At 60.0% G+C, this 16,720-nt stretch carries 18 protein-coding genes, 1 tRNA gene and 1 riboswitch; of the genes, 4 read left to right on the top strand and 15 right to left on the bottom strand.

The genetic code is table 11. From position 1 onward, the window contains the following. Positions 1-105: 105 nt before the first annotated feature. Entirely contained in the window at positions 106-1,581 is a 1,476-nt protein-coding gene (locus OXE05_09090; protein ID MCY4437469.1) for an FxLYD domain-containing protein, read from the bottom strand. Between the two features lie 335 nt (positions 1,582-1,916). On the opposite strand from OXE05_09090, the gene OXE05_09085 reads away from it, so the two are divergent. Further along, complete coding sequence (locus tag OXE05_09085) at positions 1,917-2,855, top strand: sugar phosphate isomerase/epimerase (protein MCY4437468.1); 939 nt, start codon at positions 1,917-1,919, stop codon at positions 2,853-2,855. A 306-nt stretch (positions 2,856-3,161) separates the two neighbouring features. Here the strand turns inward: OXE05_09085 and OXE05_09080 are convergent, their stop codons facing one another. The 8 genes from OXE05_09080 to OXE05_09045 form a co-directional block, all read right to left on the bottom strand. Then, a complete protein-coding gene (locus OXE05_09080; GenBank protein ID MCY4437467.1) occupies positions 3,162-4,292 on the bottom strand; it encodes an aminotransferase class V-fold PLP-dependent enzyme in 1,131 nt (376 codons plus the stop codon). Positions 4,293-4,309: 17 nt separating this feature from the next. Then, positions 4,310-4,447, bottom strand: coding sequence for a hypothetical protein (locus OXE05_09075; GenBank protein ID MCY4437466.1), 138 nt, complete (start codon positions 4,445-4,447; stop codon positions 4,310-4,312). A 24-nt stretch (positions 4,448-4,471) separates the two neighbouring features. After that, positions 4,472-4,864, bottom strand: a complete 393-nt coding sequence (locus tag OXE05_09070; GenBank protein ID MCY4437465.1) for a hypothetical protein — start codon at positions 4,862-4,864, stop codon at positions 4,472-4,474. 114 nt (positions 4,865-4,978) lie between these two features. Beyond that, entirely contained in the window at positions 4,979-6,406 is a 1,428-nt protein-coding gene (locus OXE05_09065) for an extracellular solute-binding protein (protein ID MCY4437464.1), read from the bottom strand. Positions 6,407-6,862: 456 nt separating this feature from the next. Next, positions 6,863-7,252, bottom strand: a complete 390-nt coding sequence (locus OXE05_09060) for a hypothetical protein (protein ID MCY4437463.1) — start codon at positions 7,250-7,252, stop codon at positions 6,863-6,865. Positions 7,253-7,324: 72 nt separating this feature from the next. Further along, positions 7,325-7,618, bottom strand: coding sequence for a hypothetical protein (locus tag OXE05_09055; GenBank protein ID MCY4437462.1), 294 nt, complete (start codon positions 7,616-7,618; stop codon positions 7,325-7,327). A gap of 71 nt (positions 7,619-7,689) precedes the next feature. Further along, on the bottom strand, positions 7,690-7,962 hold the full coding sequence (locus OXE05_09050) for a hypothetical protein (protein ID MCY4437461.1): 273 nt from the start codon (positions 7,960-7,962) through the stop codon (positions 7,690-7,692). Between the two features lie 165 nt (positions 7,963-8,127). Further along, positions 8,128-9,066, bottom strand: a complete 939-nt coding sequence (locus OXE05_09045) for a homocysteine S-methyltransferase family protein (protein MCY4437460.1) — start codon at positions 9,064-9,066, stop codon at positions 8,128-8,130. Between the two features lie 227 nt (positions 9,067-9,293). Between OXE05_09045 and OXE05_09040 the strand changes: the two genes are divergently transcribed. Next, positions 9,294-9,370: transfer RNA gene (locus tag OXE05_09040), tRNA-Pro, on the top strand. Positions 9,371-9,522: 152 nt separating this feature from the next. After that, positions 9,523-9,834 (top strand): cyclic-di-AMP receptor, encoded by a 312-nt coding sequence (locus OXE05_09035; GenBank protein MCY4437459.1) that lies wholly within the window; start codon positions 9,523-9,525, stop codon positions 9,832-9,834. A 299-nt stretch (positions 9,835-10,133) separates the two neighbouring features. Here the strand turns inward: OXE05_09035 and OXE05_09030 are convergent, their stop codons facing one another. The 3 genes from OXE05_09030 to thrC form a co-directional block, all read right to left on the bottom strand. Then, complete coding sequence (locus tag OXE05_09030) at positions 10,134-10,925, bottom strand: sugar phosphate isomerase/epimerase (GenBank protein ID MCY4437458.1); 792 nt, start codon at positions 10,923-10,925, stop codon at positions 10,134-10,136. A 426-nt stretch (positions 10,926-11,351) separates the two neighbouring features. Next, positions 11,352-11,636, bottom strand: coding sequence for a MoaD family protein (locus OXE05_09025; GenBank protein ID MCY4437457.1), 285 nt, complete (start codon positions 11,634-11,636; stop codon positions 11,352-11,354). Positions 11,637-11,841: 205 nt separating this feature from the next. Continuing rightward, on the bottom strand, positions 11,842-13,095 hold the full coding sequence (thrC, locus tag OXE05_09020) for a threonine synthase (GenBank protein ID MCY4437456.1): 1,254 nt from the start codon (positions 13,093-13,095) through the stop codon (positions 11,842-11,844). A 691-nt stretch (positions 13,096-13,786) separates the two neighbouring features. Beyond that, a riboswitch (SAM riboswitch) is annotated at positions 13,787-13,906 on the bottom strand. Between the two features lie 317 nt (positions 13,907-14,223). Here thrC and OXE05_09015 point away from each other — a divergent pair. Continuing rightward, positions 14,224-14,934 (top strand): DUF1971 domain-containing protein, encoded by a 711-nt coding sequence (locus OXE05_09015; protein MCY4437455.1) that lies wholly within the window; start codon positions 14,224-14,226, stop codon positions 14,932-14,934. A 129-nt stretch (positions 14,935-15,063) separates the two neighbouring features. Here the strand turns inward: OXE05_09015 and OXE05_09010 are convergent, their stop codons facing one another. The 3 genes from OXE05_09010 to OXE05_09000 all read right to left on the bottom strand — a co-directional run. Then, positions 15,064-15,501, bottom strand: coding sequence for a hypothetical protein (locus OXE05_09010; GenBank protein MCY4437454.1), 438 nt, complete (start codon positions 15,499-15,501; stop codon positions 15,064-15,066). A gap of 215 nt (positions 15,502-15,716) precedes the next feature. Then, complete coding sequence (locus OXE05_09005; protein MCY4437453.1) at positions 15,717-16,043, bottom strand: hypothetical protein; 327 nt, start codon at positions 16,041-16,043, stop codon at positions 15,717-15,719. Between the two features lie 69 nt (positions 16,044-16,112). Then, the coding region (locus OXE05_09000) for a hypothetical protein (protein ID MCY4437452.1) at positions 16,113-16,720 on the bottom strand (608 nt) is incomplete at its 5' end.

Genomic DNA, 16,720 nt, shown 5'->3' with positions numbered 1-16,720 from the left:
CTCAGGACGCGACGCCTCCGGAGAGGCATCGCGTCCCTTTGTGCGGTTCAATTATCTCACGTGCAGTGGGGTTGCGACATCTTCATAGAGTGATGTCACTTCGCCCTAGCCGCCGCCACTCTGCTCACCGCCGGAGCCGTGTTCGCCGCCGGACTCGCCACCGCCACCACTGCCGCCATGCTCACCACTGCTCTCACCGCCGCCGCTGCCAACCTCGGCATGGGCCACCCAGCCGGTGAACGCTGCGGCCGTGGAGGGCAGATTGACATCTAGCTTCTCGCCGGGAGCCAGATCCACCGGAGTGGTCGGACCAAGCTCTGCCCCGTTCGAGAGATGCACTTCAATCCGCACCTGGCGCAAGATGTTGTTGGTCGTGTTCTCCACAGTGCCCTTGAAGGCATTGCTGCCAGCGTCGTAGCTCAAGATCAGCCGGGCGCCGCTGCGCACCATGTCGAAGGTCTCGTCCGGCGCCAGTTGGTTGGCAGTGGCTTCTTCACCGCCGCCAGAGCCTTCGCTGCCTTCGCTACCAGAACCTTCGCCGCCGGAACCATGTCCCTCGCCGCCGGAGCCTTCGCCACCGCTGCCTTCAGCGCCTTCGCCTCCGGTGTGAGGCGCAGGACCCGTACCGCCACAGTCGAACACTTCCATGTGAATGACGTAGCCGTCGAAGGCAACTCCTGCGAGCTGCGGTTCACTCGAGACTGCAATGCTAGACGTTGCTTGCTGTCCGGGGCTCAGGTGCCCCAGCATGTCGGGGCCAAGTTCCCCTACGGTCTGCGTCCCTGACTTCAGGTGAGGCTCGGACTGCACGTAGCAGAGCACCTCCTGAAGTGTGTTCTGCACCGTGTAGTGGATAGTCCGGGTTGCCGCATCGTACCGCGCGGAAACCGCTAGCCCACCGAGAACACCTTCCCACGTCTGATCGAGTGGCGTGACGGGGCTGGACATGGCAGCTTCCATCGCGGCTTCATTGCCGCTCTCTTTGCCTTCGGGACCATCCGGTCCACTCTCGCCGCCGCTGCCTTCACCACCGGACTGGCTGCCCTCGCCGCCGCTGCCAACCTCGGCATGGGCCACCCAGGTCGTGAACGCTGCGGCCGTCGAGGGTAGATTGACGTCAACCTTCCCGCCAGGAGCCAGATCGATCGGGGTTGTCGGACCCAACTCCGCCCCGTTCGAGAGGTGCACTTCAATCCGCACCTGGCGCAAGACGTTGTTGGTCGTGTTCTCCACGGTGCCCGTGAAAGCATTGCTGCCGGCGTCGTAGCTCAAGATCAGCCGGGCGCCGTTGCGCACCATGTCGAAGGTCTCATCCGCCGCCAGTTGGTTGGCTGTGGCTTCTTCACCGCCGCCGGCGCCTTCGCCACCTTGGCCTTCAGTGCCTTCTCCGCCGCTATGCTCACCACCGGATTCGCCGCCGCTCCCTTCGGAGGCCTCCTGGCTTACCGTTGCGCTGCCGGAACCTTGGCCGTCGAGAACCCCGGAGATGGGCCCACAGCCGACCAGCGTCCCCCCGCCGATTAGGGCCGCCAAAAGCGGCCCAATCAGCAATGTCTTCTTCGTCAGCTTCTTGCCATTCATCTTTTCACTCCTTTCGTGAAACTCTTGTGACACTGCTCACGATAGCAATGAAATGTCGCAGAAATATGTCACCGGCAGACTGGAATGGCAAATGAAGAAAATCAACAGATTCAGAAGGGAAAACCAAACGCTAAGGGACCGAGGCTGGGTGCTGCCAGCGTCCGTATCAGCAGTGAATCCTGGTATCGATACCGTCCTGCACGGGGTTCGCGGACAGCGCCCGCCCGCTGACCGGCGTGCGACGGCCCAGAGCGCGAACAGGGCTTCATCTGTGCATTCTGGATCGAGACTGCCCAGCGGAGAATTCGCAGCACCGTACGCTCAGGGCATTCAGGATGCGCGCGAAATTACTCTTCGGCGCTGCCCTGCGGCGCGGCGGGCAACATGGTACCATTGCGGCCAGAAACCATACGTCGGCTAATAAGGATGGGTATGCTATGGCGTTCCGGTATGCGTTCTGCAATGAAGCCTTTGAGGACTGGGAATTCGGGCGAATCTGTGACTACCTGGCGGAGCATGGGTATCAGGGGGTCGAAGCTGCGCCGTTTACGTTTGAACAGTCAGTCTTCGACATTACCCCGGAACAACGGACGGGCGCCCGGGAGGCCGCGGCAAACGCCGGGCTTGAGATCGTGGGTCTGCACTGGCTGCTCGTTGGGCCGGACGGTCTGCATCTCACGCACCCCGACCAGGCGGTCCGGCAGCGCACGACTGACTACCTGCGGGGGCTGATCGCTCTCGGCCACGACATGAACGCGCCGTACCTAGTCTTCGGCTCGCCCAACCAGCGCAACTTGCCGGAGGGCGTGAGCTACGAGCAGGGCATGGCGTGTGCCACGGAAGTCTTCCAAAGCGTCTGCGACGAGGCGCAACAGGCCGGTACCGTGATTGCTATCGAGCCGCTGGCGCCGCCGCTGTGCCAGTTCATCACCACCGCGGCGGAAGGCGCGGAACTGGTGCGCCGCGTCAACCATCCCGCATTCAAGCTGCATCTCGACGTGAAAGCGATGAAGACGGCGGAAGCTGCGCCATCTGCCGACATCATCCGCGCGCACGTGGGAGAATTCCCTCACTTTCACGCCAATGACTTCAATCTGAAAGCGCCCAGCTTCGGCGATACCGACTTCATTCCCATCATGCAAGCGTTGCACGATACCGGCTACGACGGCTACGTCTCAATCGAAATCTTCGAGTTCGAGCCGCACGCCTCCGTGCAAGCGCGCGAAGGCATTCGCTACTTGCGAGAATGCGCGGCGCAGGTCGAGAATTCCTAACCCCCTGACGCCGTCACGCCGGAAGTAAACGCTCCATTGCCGTCTGTCGCCACGTCCGGTCCGCGCTCCGCTACGGACACGTTGAACTTTCTTGGGCAACATTCCCGGCGCGGCCGATTCTTCCAACTCGGGCCGCGACTCTGCGGCAAGCTCAGCACAGGCACGCTGCGTAATGAAGGCCCCATTCAGCAATTGCAGCATTACCATCCGTTCGTGCTGAGGCGGCTACACTGACTTCGTCAGTGACGCCAAGTCACCTGTCGAAGCACCAACGAGTTGGAACCAAGAGCGACAAAGACTCCTATCTCACCGCGCGGTTGCGCCGACCGGTTGCAGCACCTCCTGGAGGCGGGCGATCACTGTGGGCACGTCCTCAGGACGCAGCGTAATGGGATCGATGAAGAGGAATCCTTCCTCGGCGTAGTGGTCGCGGGTGTAAATGGGCGGGCTGCCGGCTTCCAGCGCCTGGCACACGGCCACGGCATCCATACCCGCGACCGCCGGATCGACCACGATCTTGGTGCGGGTCTGCGGATTGCCGGTGACGTCCCGCTCGGCAAAGACGTTGGCGCCGGGGATGTCCTGCAGCGCCGCCACCATCACGTCAACTTTGGCGTTCTGCTCGGCTTCCCAGGTGGCGTAGTCAAGGTCGGCGAGCCATTCCATGCGCTCGATGACGCTTACCACACCCTCTTTCGACGGTTTCATGGCGCGGCCGATGCCCTTGCCGTTCATTGCTGCGGCTTCCACGATAGAGCGCTTGCCGGCGATCACGCCTGAGGTAAAGCCGCAGAGGTGCTTGTGACCGCTAAAGCAGACGGCGTCCGCGCCTTCGTCAAGCAAGCGGTGCGCGAACAGCGCGCCGGCGGCGGCGTCAACAATTACGGGAATGTTGTGGCGGTGGGCAATCTCGGCAAAAGCCGGCAGCGAGAGCGCCCCGCTGGTGGCGGTCATGTGGGAAACGACGTAGAGAGCCGCAGCGGTGTGATCCGTGATAGCGTACTCCATTTGTTCGGGCAGCGCGCGGTTGGCCTCGCCAAACTCCACGGCCTTGGCGCCGCTGAGGTGGACCATCTGCGTTACCGGCGCGCCAAACCCAACCGTGTGCCGTTTCTGAATGATGACCTCGTTCTCCATGCGGCTGGTATCGGGCAAAGCCAGCACTTTGCCCAAGTGCGTGCCCGTCATGGCTCCCGCGCAGAGCACGGTGATGGCCGATGCCGCGCAGTGTGTCACCGTGCCCGCTTCCGCGCCGGTAGCATGGGCAATCGCCGCGTCGGCAGCCGCCAGCAACTCCGTCATGCGCGCGAACTCAGGCGCGGCTTCGACCACCCGTTCCACCACTTCCGGCGGCACCGCGGACGCGCCCAGGGTTGTCTGGGTACCGGCGGTGTTGATAATTGGCGTTAAGCCGTAGCGTTCGTGGTACCTGGACATGAGTGACAGCTTCCTCTCTATAACACCGAAATCTCGACGAAACTCCAAAACTGGAGATATATACCAAAGTGAATGAACGCCCGCGCCGGATCGTCCCGCGCGGGCGTTACTTTTTCAATAGCGGCACGTTGGTATAAGTCCTGATTAGCCAGCATCTGCCTAACCCCCTCATTCCAACACTAGTCCCAATCCGGGCGAGGTAAGATCGTTGAAAACTCTATCGAAATTGGAACCCACACCGCATCGTAAGCGAAGTCTATCTCGTAGGTTCCATCATCCAACTCGGTGCCTGTCTTAGGCCAAGCTTCCACAACGGCAGCATCCCTAATGGCATCCAACGTCCAAGACGGATCACACTCGATTTCGACTTCCTCCGATCCTTCTCGCCATATTTCCGGGTCAAGACCTTTCAACTCCGTATAGGTCACTTTACAAGCAATGCGGAGATTGTCACCGGTCACCCCGCTATCGACCGCAACTCGGTCCTTCTTGCGGAGTCCGCTCTTCTCTTCAAGAAGCTCTTGTATCCGCTCTCTAATGCGGCTTTTCCGAAAATCATAGTCGTTGCCCACATCATCTCCTTTGGTGGGAGTGCGTAGGGGCACGGCATGCCGTGCCCCTACATTCTATATCAGTATCTGTGGGTTGATCAGGCGATCAAAGCTGCGCCCGTTCGCCTATCGGAACTACCCCTTGTACTTCTCCTCCGTGTCGTCGAGGATGGCCTGAATCTGCGGCTTCAACGCCAGCAGGCCCTCTTCTACGCCAGCGGTACCGCCGTAGACATTATTGAGCCACTCTTTCACCTCCGCGGAACCGCTGAAAGCGAAGTTCGGCACCACCCAGCCGGGGTCGTAACCGCCGGGGTGGTCGAGGACGTTGACAATAACATCCAGCCGGACCTTATCCTTCAGGTCTGGGAAGGTCTCGTTGGCCCACTGCTCCATGAGGTCGGCGCGCATGGGGATCGTGCCTTTGCCCGCGGCCCAGTTCAAGGTGCTGCCCTGCCAGGCCACGTACTGCCACGCTTCCTCGGGGTGGTCCGCATTGGTCACAACGCCGTTGGCGTCCGTCCATTGGAACGAGGCCGTGGTCTCCACCGTCGGCAAGGGCGCGAAGTCGATGGGCAGGTCTTCGTCACGGATGCGCTGCATCATGTCGCCAAACGTGCCGCTGGAAAGCGTGTTCAGAAACGCCAGCTTACCCTGGTAGAAGAGATTGACGATGCTGCCTTCGCCGAATAGGTCCGCGCCCTGGCCCGGCTTCAGCATGGCGCCGTGCTCGTGCACCATCGAGAAGTAATCACTGTAGCACGCCATCGTCTCCGGGCTGTCGCACACGGCGGTGCGGCGGTCGTCGGAAACCCACTGGCCGCCCCACAGGAAGGGCAGGTTGCCCACCAGCGCGCCGGTGCCCATGTTGGAGGCGCCCATGGTCGCAATGTTGCCGCCCTCGGTGACGGTAGTCTTCTTCGCCATGTCGATATAGGCATCCCAATTCCACTCCGGGTCGCCCCAGGTGGCGGACGGCTCATTGAGGCCGGCCTTCTCGATGATTTCCCGGTTGTACGGCAGCGCCATCATGTTGCCGCCGGTCTGGTTGGGGAGACTGTTGATTTCGTTGCGGATGCGGCTGATGGAGTTGAAGATGTGCTGGGGATAGTGGCTCAGGTCGAAGTTGTCGCGCTTGATATAGTCGGCGAGATCGACAAAGTACCCAAGCAGATATGTCGCGTTGTCCGCTTCCCAGGCAGCATCCGGCTGCTCACCGGCCGCAAACGCCGTCCGAAACGACTCCTGGTAGGCGTGCATATTGTGGATGACTTCCACGGTAATGCCGGGGTGCGTCTCTTCGAACGGCGCAACCAGGGTGTCCGGGTAGTTCTCGAGCTGGCGGGCATTGAGCCAGGTGCCGTAGCGGATGTGTACCGGCTCCTTCTCGGCAGCGACCTCTTCCGCCTTGGGCTTGGCCTCTTCTGCCATCTCCTCGTCAGCGGCTTCGGGCTCCGCCATAGACACCTGCCCGCAAGCGGCAAGGAATGTGCCGACGCCGGTTACGCCAATACCGGCGAGAATTCCGCGTCGGGTCAATTGCAATCTGTCACGGTCAGACATGTTCTTTGCCTCCTGGCACTGCTGTCGAAACGATTCGATTCCCTCTTGCACTATCACAGTAAAACCCACGACGGCGAACGTTGCCTTTTATGAGATTCGCGCCACTAGGCACCGCTCCGGTGCACTCTGCCTACACTGTACTTCCCAACGTGATTGACTGTCAAGATAGAAAACCGGCGCAGCTAGGACTGTGAGGCCAGGCGGTTCGTCACGGATTCCACTGCGAAGGTGATGGCGCGGCGAATAATCCGCTAGCCCGGCGACGAGTGGATTCCAATGGGTACCGGGTACTGCGAGAGATGCAACTGCCGTGAATGTGGACTCTAAGAAATCCTGCTTGCCGCTGGATGAGATGCCCGTGAGGTAGCTCCAAACGCAAGTTCCGCGCCCAGGCATAGATTGATGGGGAGTGCCTAAACTACGCCGTGGCAGAGATTGTGAAATCTCTCGTGGGGCTTAGCCGCCAAGCGGCAGCAGTTGGGCCAGGCCGGCGAGCGCAACGACCGCAGCGGCGGCGGAGGCGATCCACCACTTTACGCCGCGGATTTCGCCGCGCAACCCACTGACCTCACCACGTAGTCCGCCGATCTCGCCACGTAGTCCGCCAATTTCACCACGTAGTCCGCCAATCTCACCACGCAGTTCACCGATCTCACCATCCAGCCTGCCGATGTCAGCCTTGAGGTCGGCCTCCACGCGCGCAATGTCGGCCTTCAATTCGGCCTTCATCTGCGAAAGATCAGTTTCCACACGGGCAAGATCGGCCTTTGTTGCCAGGTGTTCGTAGCCGCCTTCAATGCGGCTTACGCGTTCGCCAAGTGGGTTCATTTGCTCCGCCGTCGCCACGTCAGGTCTCCTAGATACTGACCCTTCATATGATTCTAGGTGGCATTCGCTTGTGCTAAGTCACTCCGGGTCTCAGCCGCCAAGCGGCAGCAATTGGGCCAGGCCGGAGAGCGCAACGGCTGCGGCGGCGGCGGAGGCGATCCACCACTTTATGCCCCGAATCTCGCTGCGCAAAGCCTCGACCTTTCCGTCCAGCCCGGTGACCTTTCCGTCCAGCCCGGTGACCTTTCCGTCCAGCCCGGCTATTTCGGCCTTCAATTCGGCCCTCATTTGCGCAAGGTCGGCCTTCGTGGCCAAGTGCTCATAGCCGCCTTCAATGCGGCTTACCCGTTCTCCTAGTGAATGTGTTTGCTCGGTCGTTACCACGTGTGGTCTCCTCGAATCCGGCCTTTGATCCCGCTCTTCCGCAAGAGCCTACTCTCAATTGACAGGCGCATTCAGCCTCCAAGCGGCAGCAAGTCAGCCAGGCTGGACAGCGCAACAACCGCAGCACCGACAGAAAGGATCCACCATTTGATGCCGCGAATCTCACCACGCAGCCCACCAATTTCGCCATCTAATCTGCCAATGTCGACCTTTAGTTCAGCCTTCATCTGCGCAAGCTCGGTCTCAACGCGCGCAAGGTCGGCCTTCGTCGCCAAATGTTCGTAGCCGCCTTCAATGCGGCAGACCCGTTCGCCGAGTGAACCCGTCTGCTCCGCCGTCGCCAAAGGATGCGCTCCTCAATTGACTGATCTCGCCTCTCTTTATACTTCATTTGTGTCATATACACAAGTATACAACACTTCTCAATTGCGAAGGAGTATTCTAACTTAGATTTCTCAGATTTCGAAAGCCGTATGTCCATTGCGGCGCGACAAAGTTAGCGCTAGGTGCTAGCTCACCTGGTAGCCGCGCTTGGCATCGGGCAAGCCCACCGGCTTGCCGAGGGCTTCCGCCATGGCGCGCACGTGGTAGGGCAGCGCGCCGCAGCACGCGCCGATGAACTCGATGCCGATGCCTTCCGCTTCCTTGGCGTACTCGGCCATGACGAAGCGGCTCAGCACGCGGGGTTCGACGCTGGGGTACAGGCCGGCGCGGCTAATCGCCTGGTTGAAAACCTCGCCGGGTTCCAACTGATAGGCGGTAGGTTGTACGCAGACGGGCACTGACACCGCATTGCGAATGCGCCGTGCCATGTCGTTCATCGTCTGCCAAGGGCGCATGCAATTGAGGCCCACCACGTCGGCGCCATTGTCCACGAGGCGCTTGGCCGCCTCCACCGGATCGTAGCCGTCGCGGGTAAATTCGCTGTCGCGGAAGGTCAGGGTGACCACGGCGGGCACGCCCGCTTCCTTGACGAAGGGAATCGCGATGCTCGCCTCCTCCACGGAATAGAACGTCTCAACGATGAAGACGTCCACTTCGGAGTCCATCTGCTCCGAGACCCGCCGCGCGAAGAAATCTTGCGCCCGCTTGCGGTCGTCGGCATTCAGCGGCTCCCATTTGGAAGAGCCGGAGTAGATGAACTGGCTGATGGTGCCGGCCACGTAGCGGTCCGGTCCGGCGGCCTCCCGCGCCAGTTCCACGGCCACCTTGTGAAGTTCCTTCTCCCGCCCAAAGGGCCGTACTCCCCAAGACATGGCCTGCAGGAGCTCCGCCCCCGCCCGGGCGAATTCGCGGTGCATCTCTAATACGGCTTCCGGATAGTCCAACACCGCCATCGGGATGTGTGAGGCATAGCTGCCTATTACTCTGCGCTCGAGTTCAAGGTAGTATGCGCCGTCGCCCAGCAGCGGCCCCTGCGCAAGACGTTCGAGAAAGTCTGCTTTCACCGGCCTGCTCCTTGTCGTTACTCCTCTTCGCATCACCATCATACTGCAATGATTGGCACGAACCCACCATTTGGCACCTCGCAGAGGCGACGAACAATGCGCCGGTTGAGGGAGGGTAGATGGCTTGACAAGAGGCGTGAGACGACATTACGCATTGCTCGCCTTGCGGTCTCTGCCTGCCCTCCTATTGAGGAGAGTGGGCAGACATGCTAAAATTACGTCGTAAGCGGGGCGTGGCTCAGCCTGGTAGAGCGCAGCGTTCGGGACGCTGAGGCCGGCGGTTCAAATCCGCCCGCCCCGACCAAGCAGTGAGACAAAGATGTCGCTTTACCTGTGCCGTCTGCCATTGCTTACTCCAACCGACTGCAAAACGGTCACTCAGCATGTGTACGTGATGCGCGCGCTAGTGCAGGGGCCGCGCGGCCGTTGCCGCGAATCAGCAACGGGAGGATTTGGATGCAACAACAACCACAAAAACCGGCAGTAGACAAACTCATTATCGCCGTCGTGCGCAACGATGATGCCAACACGATCGTGGACGAACTCGTGAAGCGGAGCATAGGCAATACGCGCATAAATACGGCCGGAGGCGTCCTGCGGCGCGGCAACGTAACCCTGCTTGTCGGTGTGCCGGCCAGTCAAGTCGATGAAACTCTTGAGGTAATTCGCGAGAACGTGAGTGGCCAACCTCTTACGGGCAAGGGCCAGACCGGCGAGAATCGCGGCGTCGCCTTTGTCGTTGACGCCGGCCGCTACGTGCGGGTGTAGAGGAGGAAGAGTTCCCTCTCCCACTGGAGACCATTGCGAAACCTGAGCGGAAGCGAGAGCGTTCCCTCTCCCTCGACGGGAGAGGGCTAGAGCCTGCCCCGTACTCGATACGGGGGTGAGGGTGGATCTCCTGAAATCTCTCCATATGCACACCGACACTGCCCACCATAAAGGGCCATCGTAGCAAAAAGACCCCCTCACCCCAACCCTCTCCCCCAGGAGAGGGAGTGCCCCTGCTTGAAAGTGGGGCTATGCAAAGGTCTCCACTGGGAGAGGGCTAAGGTGAGGGGAAAACCGCCTCACACGCCCTTTGACGTCAAGAACTCCAGACTTGACCGCAGGCAGTCGAAGGGATCGCGCCGGCACGTGTCCTGCTCCACGGCGTACCACTCCACGCCTGCCTTGTTTCCCGCCGCGATGATGCCGTCCCAGTCCAGATTGCCTTCACCCACCGGGCACATTACCGGGCCTTCTTTGGCGTCCACTTCCTTATCCTTAGCATGGATCACCGGCACCCGACCGGCCGCTTGAGTAAGGAGGCGCGCCGGGTTTGCTCCGGCATGGGCGACCCAGTAGACGTCAAATTCCAGCGTGAAGTCCGGCCCGCCTTCCTCTAGGAAGATGTCGATCAGAGTCTTCGGGCCGGGCGCGTAGCGTTCGAACTCATGGGCGTGGTTGTGGTAGCCGAAGGTCAAGCCGGCGGCCTTTAGCTTTTGGATGACCGGCCGCGCCGCCTCCAGGAAGTCGCGGTAGCCCTGCTCGCCCTGACTGCGGTACGGCTGAGGGATGCCGCCAATTGCCACGTAATTGCATTCCAGCACACCATGAAAGTCAATCTCGGACTGGGTATTGTTGGCCAAGTCGTCCCAACTGCGGTGCGTGGCAATACAGCGGATGCCGACATCGTCCAGCATCTGCTTTGCTTCTTGCACGGTAATCTCAGGATTGTCGTTCTCCAGCGCGCCAACGGCGGAAAACTGCGCCGCCTCGTAGCCCATTTGGCTAATCTTTCGAAGTGATTCGGCCAATTCGCTGCGCGTCTTGGTGTGGTCCCGCACGGTGTACATCTGCGCTGCCACTTTGCTCGGCATCGGTATCTCCTTGTGCTAGGTGTGCATTCGTGGAAGAGTCGCTTTCACGTGATTATATACCGTTTGTCGGTGGGTCAGATGATCGACGCAGGAGAGCGCGATTAACCACAATCTCTCAATTTGACGCGCAGCGGGCTCAATCGACCAGCGGAGACGAATGTCTCGCTCACGCCTATGCAAGTCGGCTGTAGCGCGGGGGCTTGTTCGCCGCTCCGAACGAGGACCCTTGCAATTGATGAAAGGAAAGATGGGTTCCCGCTTTCGCGGGAACGACGGATTAAGGAGTAGCAGGGGCACGACATGTCGTGCCCCTACGCTTCGTTGGTGGATGGCCTATAGACCGGGAAATCTTCAGCGGCGCACAACGCATCGTCACGCGCCGCTGACAAGCGCAACTGGATTGAAATTGACTCTGGCGAGAAAGACTCAGCCCGTGCCGCCGGAGACGGCGGGGACGATGGAGACCTCATCGCCGTCGCTGAGTGCAGTTGCCAGGCCGTCCATGAAGCGAATGTCCTCACCGCGCACGTAGATGTTGATGAAGCGGCGCAGTTCGCCGTCCTCGTCGCACATGCGTGCCTTGAAACCGTCGTGGGCCTCGTCCAGCTTGGTAATGAGATCTTCGATGTTGCTTGCGCCCTCCACGGTGACCTCGGCCTTGCCGCCGGCCAGGGGACGGAGCGGGGTGGGAATCTTTACGGCATTTGCCATTGTTTTGTCACTTCCTTCCCATCAGGGTGTTTGCCATGTCTCAGTAATGCAGTAGACGGGTTTTATTGGAATTTGCAAGAACCGTTCGTGGTGTGCGCTTCGTCAAGCTCAGCACAGGCCTGTCGCACTATGAACGGCCCTTCGACAAGCTCAGGGCGAACGGAATACGTTGCCTTGCGTCCTTTTGCAACCACTCTCTAAGAACTTACACGGTAACGGGTGTGCGTTCCAGACCGCGCACCGCTGCTTCAAATGATTCTACGTGGGGCGCAACCCGTATCGTCAAGTCGAGGGAATCCGAGACCGCCTCCTGGGCCTTGAGACCGTTGCCGGTGACGTACGCCACCGTGACCTCGTCCGGCGCGATCTGGCCGCTTTCGGCCAGCTTCTTCAGGGTGGCGATGGTCACCCCGCCCGCGGGCTCGGTGAAGACGCCTTCCGTCGAGGCGAGCAGTTGGATCGCCTTCACCACCTCTTCGTCGGTGACGGATTCAATGACGCCGCCGGTATCCTGCGCGATCTTCACGGCGTGGTAACCGTCGGCGGGATTGCCGATGGCCAGCGAATGGGCAATCGTGGTCGGCAGCTTCACGGGTCGGATGGCAGTGGTATTGGCGGCATAGGCTTCCGCCACCGGACTGCACCCCTCGCCCTGCGCGCCGGAAATGCGCGTATGCGGCGTGCCTTCCAGCAGACCCACCTTGTACAGTTCGTTCAACCCCTTATGGACTTTGGTATAGAGCGAGCCCGAAGCGATGGGCGCCACAATATGGTCCGGCACGCGCCAGCCCAGTTGCTCCACCACCTCAAATGCCAGCGTTTTAGAGCCTTCCGAGTAGAAGGGGCGGATGTTGATGTTGACAAACGCCCAGGAGTAGCGGTCGGCAAGTTCGCTGCAAAGGCGGTTCAGTTCGTCGTAGGTGCCTTCCACCGAAACCAAGGTCGCGCCATACACTGCCGCGTTCACCACCTTGCCGTGCTCCACGGTGTGGGGCAAGAAGACATACGTGCGCAGGCCGTTGCGTACACCGGCAGCAGCCGTCGCGCTCGCCAGGTTGCCGGTGGAAGCGCAGGCGAACGTATCAAACCCAAACTCCTTGGCCTTGGCTACCGCCACCGAGACCACGCGGTCTTTGAACGAAAAGGTCGGGTTCACGCTGTCGTTCTTGACGTAGAGCTCCTTCAGGCCCAGAGCCTTGCCCAGGTTGGGCGCAAGCTGCAAGGGGGTAAACCCCACCCGCCAATTGAGGTCTTCGCCGTGTTCCACGGGCAGCAGGTCCTTATAGCGCCACAGCGAAATTGGCCCCTGCGCGATCTTCTCGCGGCTGGTGATCTCGCGAATGGCGTCGTAGTCGTACTCGACTTCCAGCGGGCCGAAACAGAAGGAACAAACATGCGTCGGCTGTACGGGATAGCGCTCCCCGCACTCCCGACACTTCAGTCCGCGTATGCGTTCGATTTCACTCATGATCCGGAGTCTTTCTCTAATTTCGACTTTGTCTGCAAAGTTGCTTCGACTTGTTCAGATCGGTTGCTTTGATTGGCTCTGTGTAGTTTCCGCGACGTGTACAACTCGGTTGCATTGTCCCACTCACGTACTCCGCTCAACTCGGTACGGCCACAGTAACCGGCGCCATCGGGCACGCTTTCCCGGTCTACCGTTTCAGCTTCTCTCTGCTAGTCAACCGCTTTGGTTTCTCTCTCTCTCGGTCAAGCGCCCCTTCAGTCTCTCGGTCAACCGCTCTAGTCTCTCCCTCAGCCGGTCAAGCGCCTCTTCTGTCTCTCGGTCAACCGCTCCAATTTCTCCCTCTCCCTCTGGGAGAGGGCCGGGGTGAGGGTCTTCGTGTGCAGCGGCCTTAAGGTCAGCCACACACCATTGCAGGCCGCAGAAACTCACGATGATGTTTACAAGACTATTGCCCGCAGCGGGGCATGCGCGGCAATCCGCCGACGTCCGTAGTCATCGCGCGACGGGCGCCGCAATGCGGCATCCTTCCGCTTCCGGCAGCAGGTGTGCCGGGCCGGTGCACGCCAGCCGGCGCCTTGGGAGCGACCGGCAGACCAATGTCTTGTGTCAGAAAACTTCTCATTAAATGAGAACAACCCCTTTCTCTTTCCTTATAGAGAGGGGTCGTATGTCGCAATATTTCCCCTTATCTTGCCCCAATGCGCATGGGGCCGGAATTGGCACCCTGTCGTGGACACAAATCATCGTCCACCGGGATGCCGGGCTTCATAGGGCCGTTTCCCTCCACCTCTCTTGATAAGGCAACGGTTATTCACTTGTTAAATTTGGCAGGCCTCCGGCTCTCGCGCCTGGTGCCCGCACCTCAGTAACGAGTATGCTACCACAGCACCGCAAGCTCGTCAAACGGCGGCCTGACCATTTCCTGTCAGAGCACCATTCCCTGGGCTTCGCGGTACAATTGAATTGATGCGTGTCCGCACGGTACTTCGCAGACGTAGAATGAAGGCTGCGCGCCTGAATCATGCGCCAGTCTCTCTTCCCGCGAGCATTCCTTGCTGGGGGCGCTTTCCCGTATTGGCATAGTAGCACGGCATTTTTCACAGGAGTAATCAGCCCACGATGGCAAACACAAGACTACCCGATGGTCTCGTTCCCGCCGGCAGCTCGCTGGAATTCACTGAAGATACCATACCGGATGCTTTACAAAAAGAGCACGCTCTCGGGCCCGGACACTGGGGCGTGCTGCACGTGTTCGCGGGACAGGTGAGCTTTGTGGACCTTGCCACCGGCGAGGAATCCGACGTGGCGGCGCCCGACCATGCCGTCATTCAGCCGGAAGCGCCCCATAGGCTGCGCGTCTCCGGGCCGGTGCGCTGCCGCATTGATTTCTTTCGCAAGCCGGAAGACGCCTCCGCCATGCGCACGCCGGGCAGCTTCGCCGAGGAGGAGGTGCGGCAGAGTTTCGCGCGGTGCGAGGCCGCCGGCGACTTTGCGGAAACTTTCTATAGCACCTTCATGAACGCCTCTCCCGCCATTGCGCCCTTCTTCGCCCAAACGGAGTTCGGACGACAGCGCCAATTGCTGCGGGATTCGGTGTACCTGATGGTGACGCACGATGTTTCCGATCCCGATATGCGGGCCTTGCTCGACAAGCTGGGCGGTCTCCATAGCCGCGCCGGCCGCAACATCGCGCCCAAACTCTACGAACTCTGGCTGGATTGCATCTGCGCCACCGTCAAAGAACTCGACCCGGAGTGGACCCAATCCCTCGAAGACCACTGGCGGGTCCGCCTGCGCGCGGGGATGCAAATCATCATGGCTGCTTACTAAGGTGCTGTGAACACGCTGCGGCCTGACGAGGCGGAGAGCAGGTATGGGCTGGTAGAAGAAAAGCTTGCATAAAATGAAGAGAACCGCCGGCTTGCGCTGGCGGTTCTTCGGCGTTCTAAAGAGCGAGGTTTAGCGGTCGTCGGAACCGTTTTGCGCTGCCGGGTCTTCCGGCGGCTCCACGAAATCCTGGCCCGTCTTTTCCGCTTGTTCCCGGTAGAACGCTACGATGCGCTCCCGCTCCTCCCGGCGAGCATCATCCAGCTCCTTCTGAAATCTCCGCTCCTCTTCCTCCCGTTTCCGCTCTCTGAGTTCCTGAAGCGCGGTTGCCAGTCCCATGAGAGTCCACCCTATGTCTACTATAATGAACGCAATTGCCGCCGAGGCAAACGCTACCGCCGCCGTGCCTTGATAGACTGCAACTACCGCTGCCGGAGAAGTCCCTGCGCCGCCGGAAACCTGCTCCAAGACTACAAAGACCACACCCACAAACGTCAGCGCAGGAAACAGAATGAAGTAGACGGCGGCCGCCTTAGGCGGCAGGCTCCAAATCGGCTGTCGTTCCGGCACAGCCTACCGCCTAGCCGCATGGACGTTGCGGCAGGTTCCGTTTCTCCAGAATTCTTCCAGGCTTGCACATCCTTCTTGCTCCTAGACTACCGATTCGCCCGCATAAACAGGGTATCATCCGTTCTAGGCAGTGTCTACACCAAAAACGGGGGGATTTCGCCCCTCGCAAAGGGTATGTCATCTCTGGGCTATGAGCGTAATAGTGTTAGACGCGCCTACGCAGTTTTGGACGTATCGTATCCGCAGGATTTCAGTCGGTCTTGAGCCTGCTGTAATTCAGCATCGGTGAATAGCTCTCTATACTTTGGTTGCAAGACAACAGCCTCTACAGATGCATCGAGCCGCCCCGATTCGTAAAGAGCGATGAACGTCTCCTGCAATTCATCTTTGCTGAGCAGTTGTCTGGCGGTTTCGACTGCCCCGTACTCCTCAAGCATGTTCAAGAATCGAGTAGGTGGGGCCTTAATCTTCGCAACAGTGCGATACACGCCCAACATTGCCTCTCGAAATTCAGCTTCAAGTTGCATTGTTTCATCACTCATTGCGCTCTCCTCATTACCAATTACCCCGCGCCGGTCGCGGCTTGCCAGCGCATGGCGCGCACAGGATGTTCAGTCAGGCTTCGTCGTCTCTATCGCAGTGGAGAAAAACGTGCACAGTTCCTCTTGTTGCGCGTCCGCCATCTCTTCAAGCGCGGCAATTCCGGTCAATGTGCGAGGGTTTACGTCGGGCCAGCGGCGGTTGAGCTCCATAGTAAATGCGGCGACTTGCCCTTCGCTTAGGCCCGGGTGGCTAACCACACACGCGGGGATCACGAGATACACCGCATAGAAATCTTGCTCATCCGCCACCGGTATCCTGTAGCCTACCTCGATGTACATATCCAAGGCCCAGGGCGCGGATTCTGTTAGATATGCCAGGCGGTCTGCCCAGTACTGCACGTTGCGGCTGGCAGTCCCCTGCCCTAGCTTATCTGCCAGATAGCTGACCACAAGCTCACGGGCCAGACCGGGCTGACTCGGCGTGTCGAGTATCTCAACAACAGGAGTGGGAATTGCCGTAGGAACCGGTGTTGACGTGGGAGTGGATGCCGCAGTAGCAACTTGCGTTGGGGGAGTCGGCCAAACGACCTGTGTCCTACTTGCAGTCGCCCCACCTCCCCCAGTGCAACGGAACTGGTCTAAGTACGCCTCGCGATCATCGTAGAATTGCTCTCTTG

The organism is Chloroflexota bacterium (assembly GCA_026710945.1).
Taxonomy (GTDB): domain Bacteria; phylum Chloroflexota; class UBA11872; order VXOZ01; family VXOZ01; genus VXOZ01.
Note: the sequence above shows the minus strand (reverse complement) of the source record. Positions and strands in the feature narration are given on the sequence as shown.

Bases quoted from the DNA above. Each gene is read 5' to 3' on its own strand.
- OXE05_09090 (MCY4437469.1), bottom strand. From the start codon at position 1,581: ATGAATGGCAAGAAGCTGACGAAGAAGACATTGCTGATTGGGCCGCTT.
- OXE05_09075 (MCY4437466.1), bottom strand. From the start codon at position 4,447: ATGCTGGCTAATCAGGACTTATACCAACGTGCCGCTATTGAAAAAGTA.
- OXE05_09080 (MCY4437467.1), bottom strand. From the start codon at position 4,292: ATGTCCAGGTACCACGAACGCTACGGCTTAACGCCAATTATCAACACC.
- OXE05_09025 (MCY4437457.1), bottom strand. From the start codon at position 11,636: ATGGCAAATGCCGTAAAGATTCCCACCCCGCTCCGTCCCCTGGCCGGC.
- OXE05_09030 (MCY4437458.1), bottom strand. From the start codon at position 10,925: ATGCCGAGCAAAGTGGCAGCGCAGATGTACACCGTGCGGGACCACACC.
- OXE05_09015 (MCY4437455.1), top strand. From the start codon at position 14,224: ATGGCAAACACAAGACTACCCGATGGTCTCGTTCCCGCCGGCAGCTCG.
- OXE05_09065 (MCY4437464.1), bottom strand. From the start codon at position 6,406: ATGTCTGACCGTGACAGATTGCAATTGACCCGACGCGGAATTCTCGCC.
- OXE05_09035 (MCY4437459.1), top strand. From the start codon at position 9,523: ATGCAACAACAACCACAAAAACCGGCAGTAGACAAACTCATTATCGCC.
- OXE05_09005 (MCY4437453.1), bottom strand. From the start codon at position 16,043: ATGAGTGATGAAACAATGCAACTTGAAGCTGAATTTCGAGAGGCAATG.
- OXE05_09085 (MCY4437468.1), top strand. From the start codon at position 1,917: ATGCGCGCGAAATTACTCTTCGGCGCTGCCCTGCGGCGCGGCGGGCAA.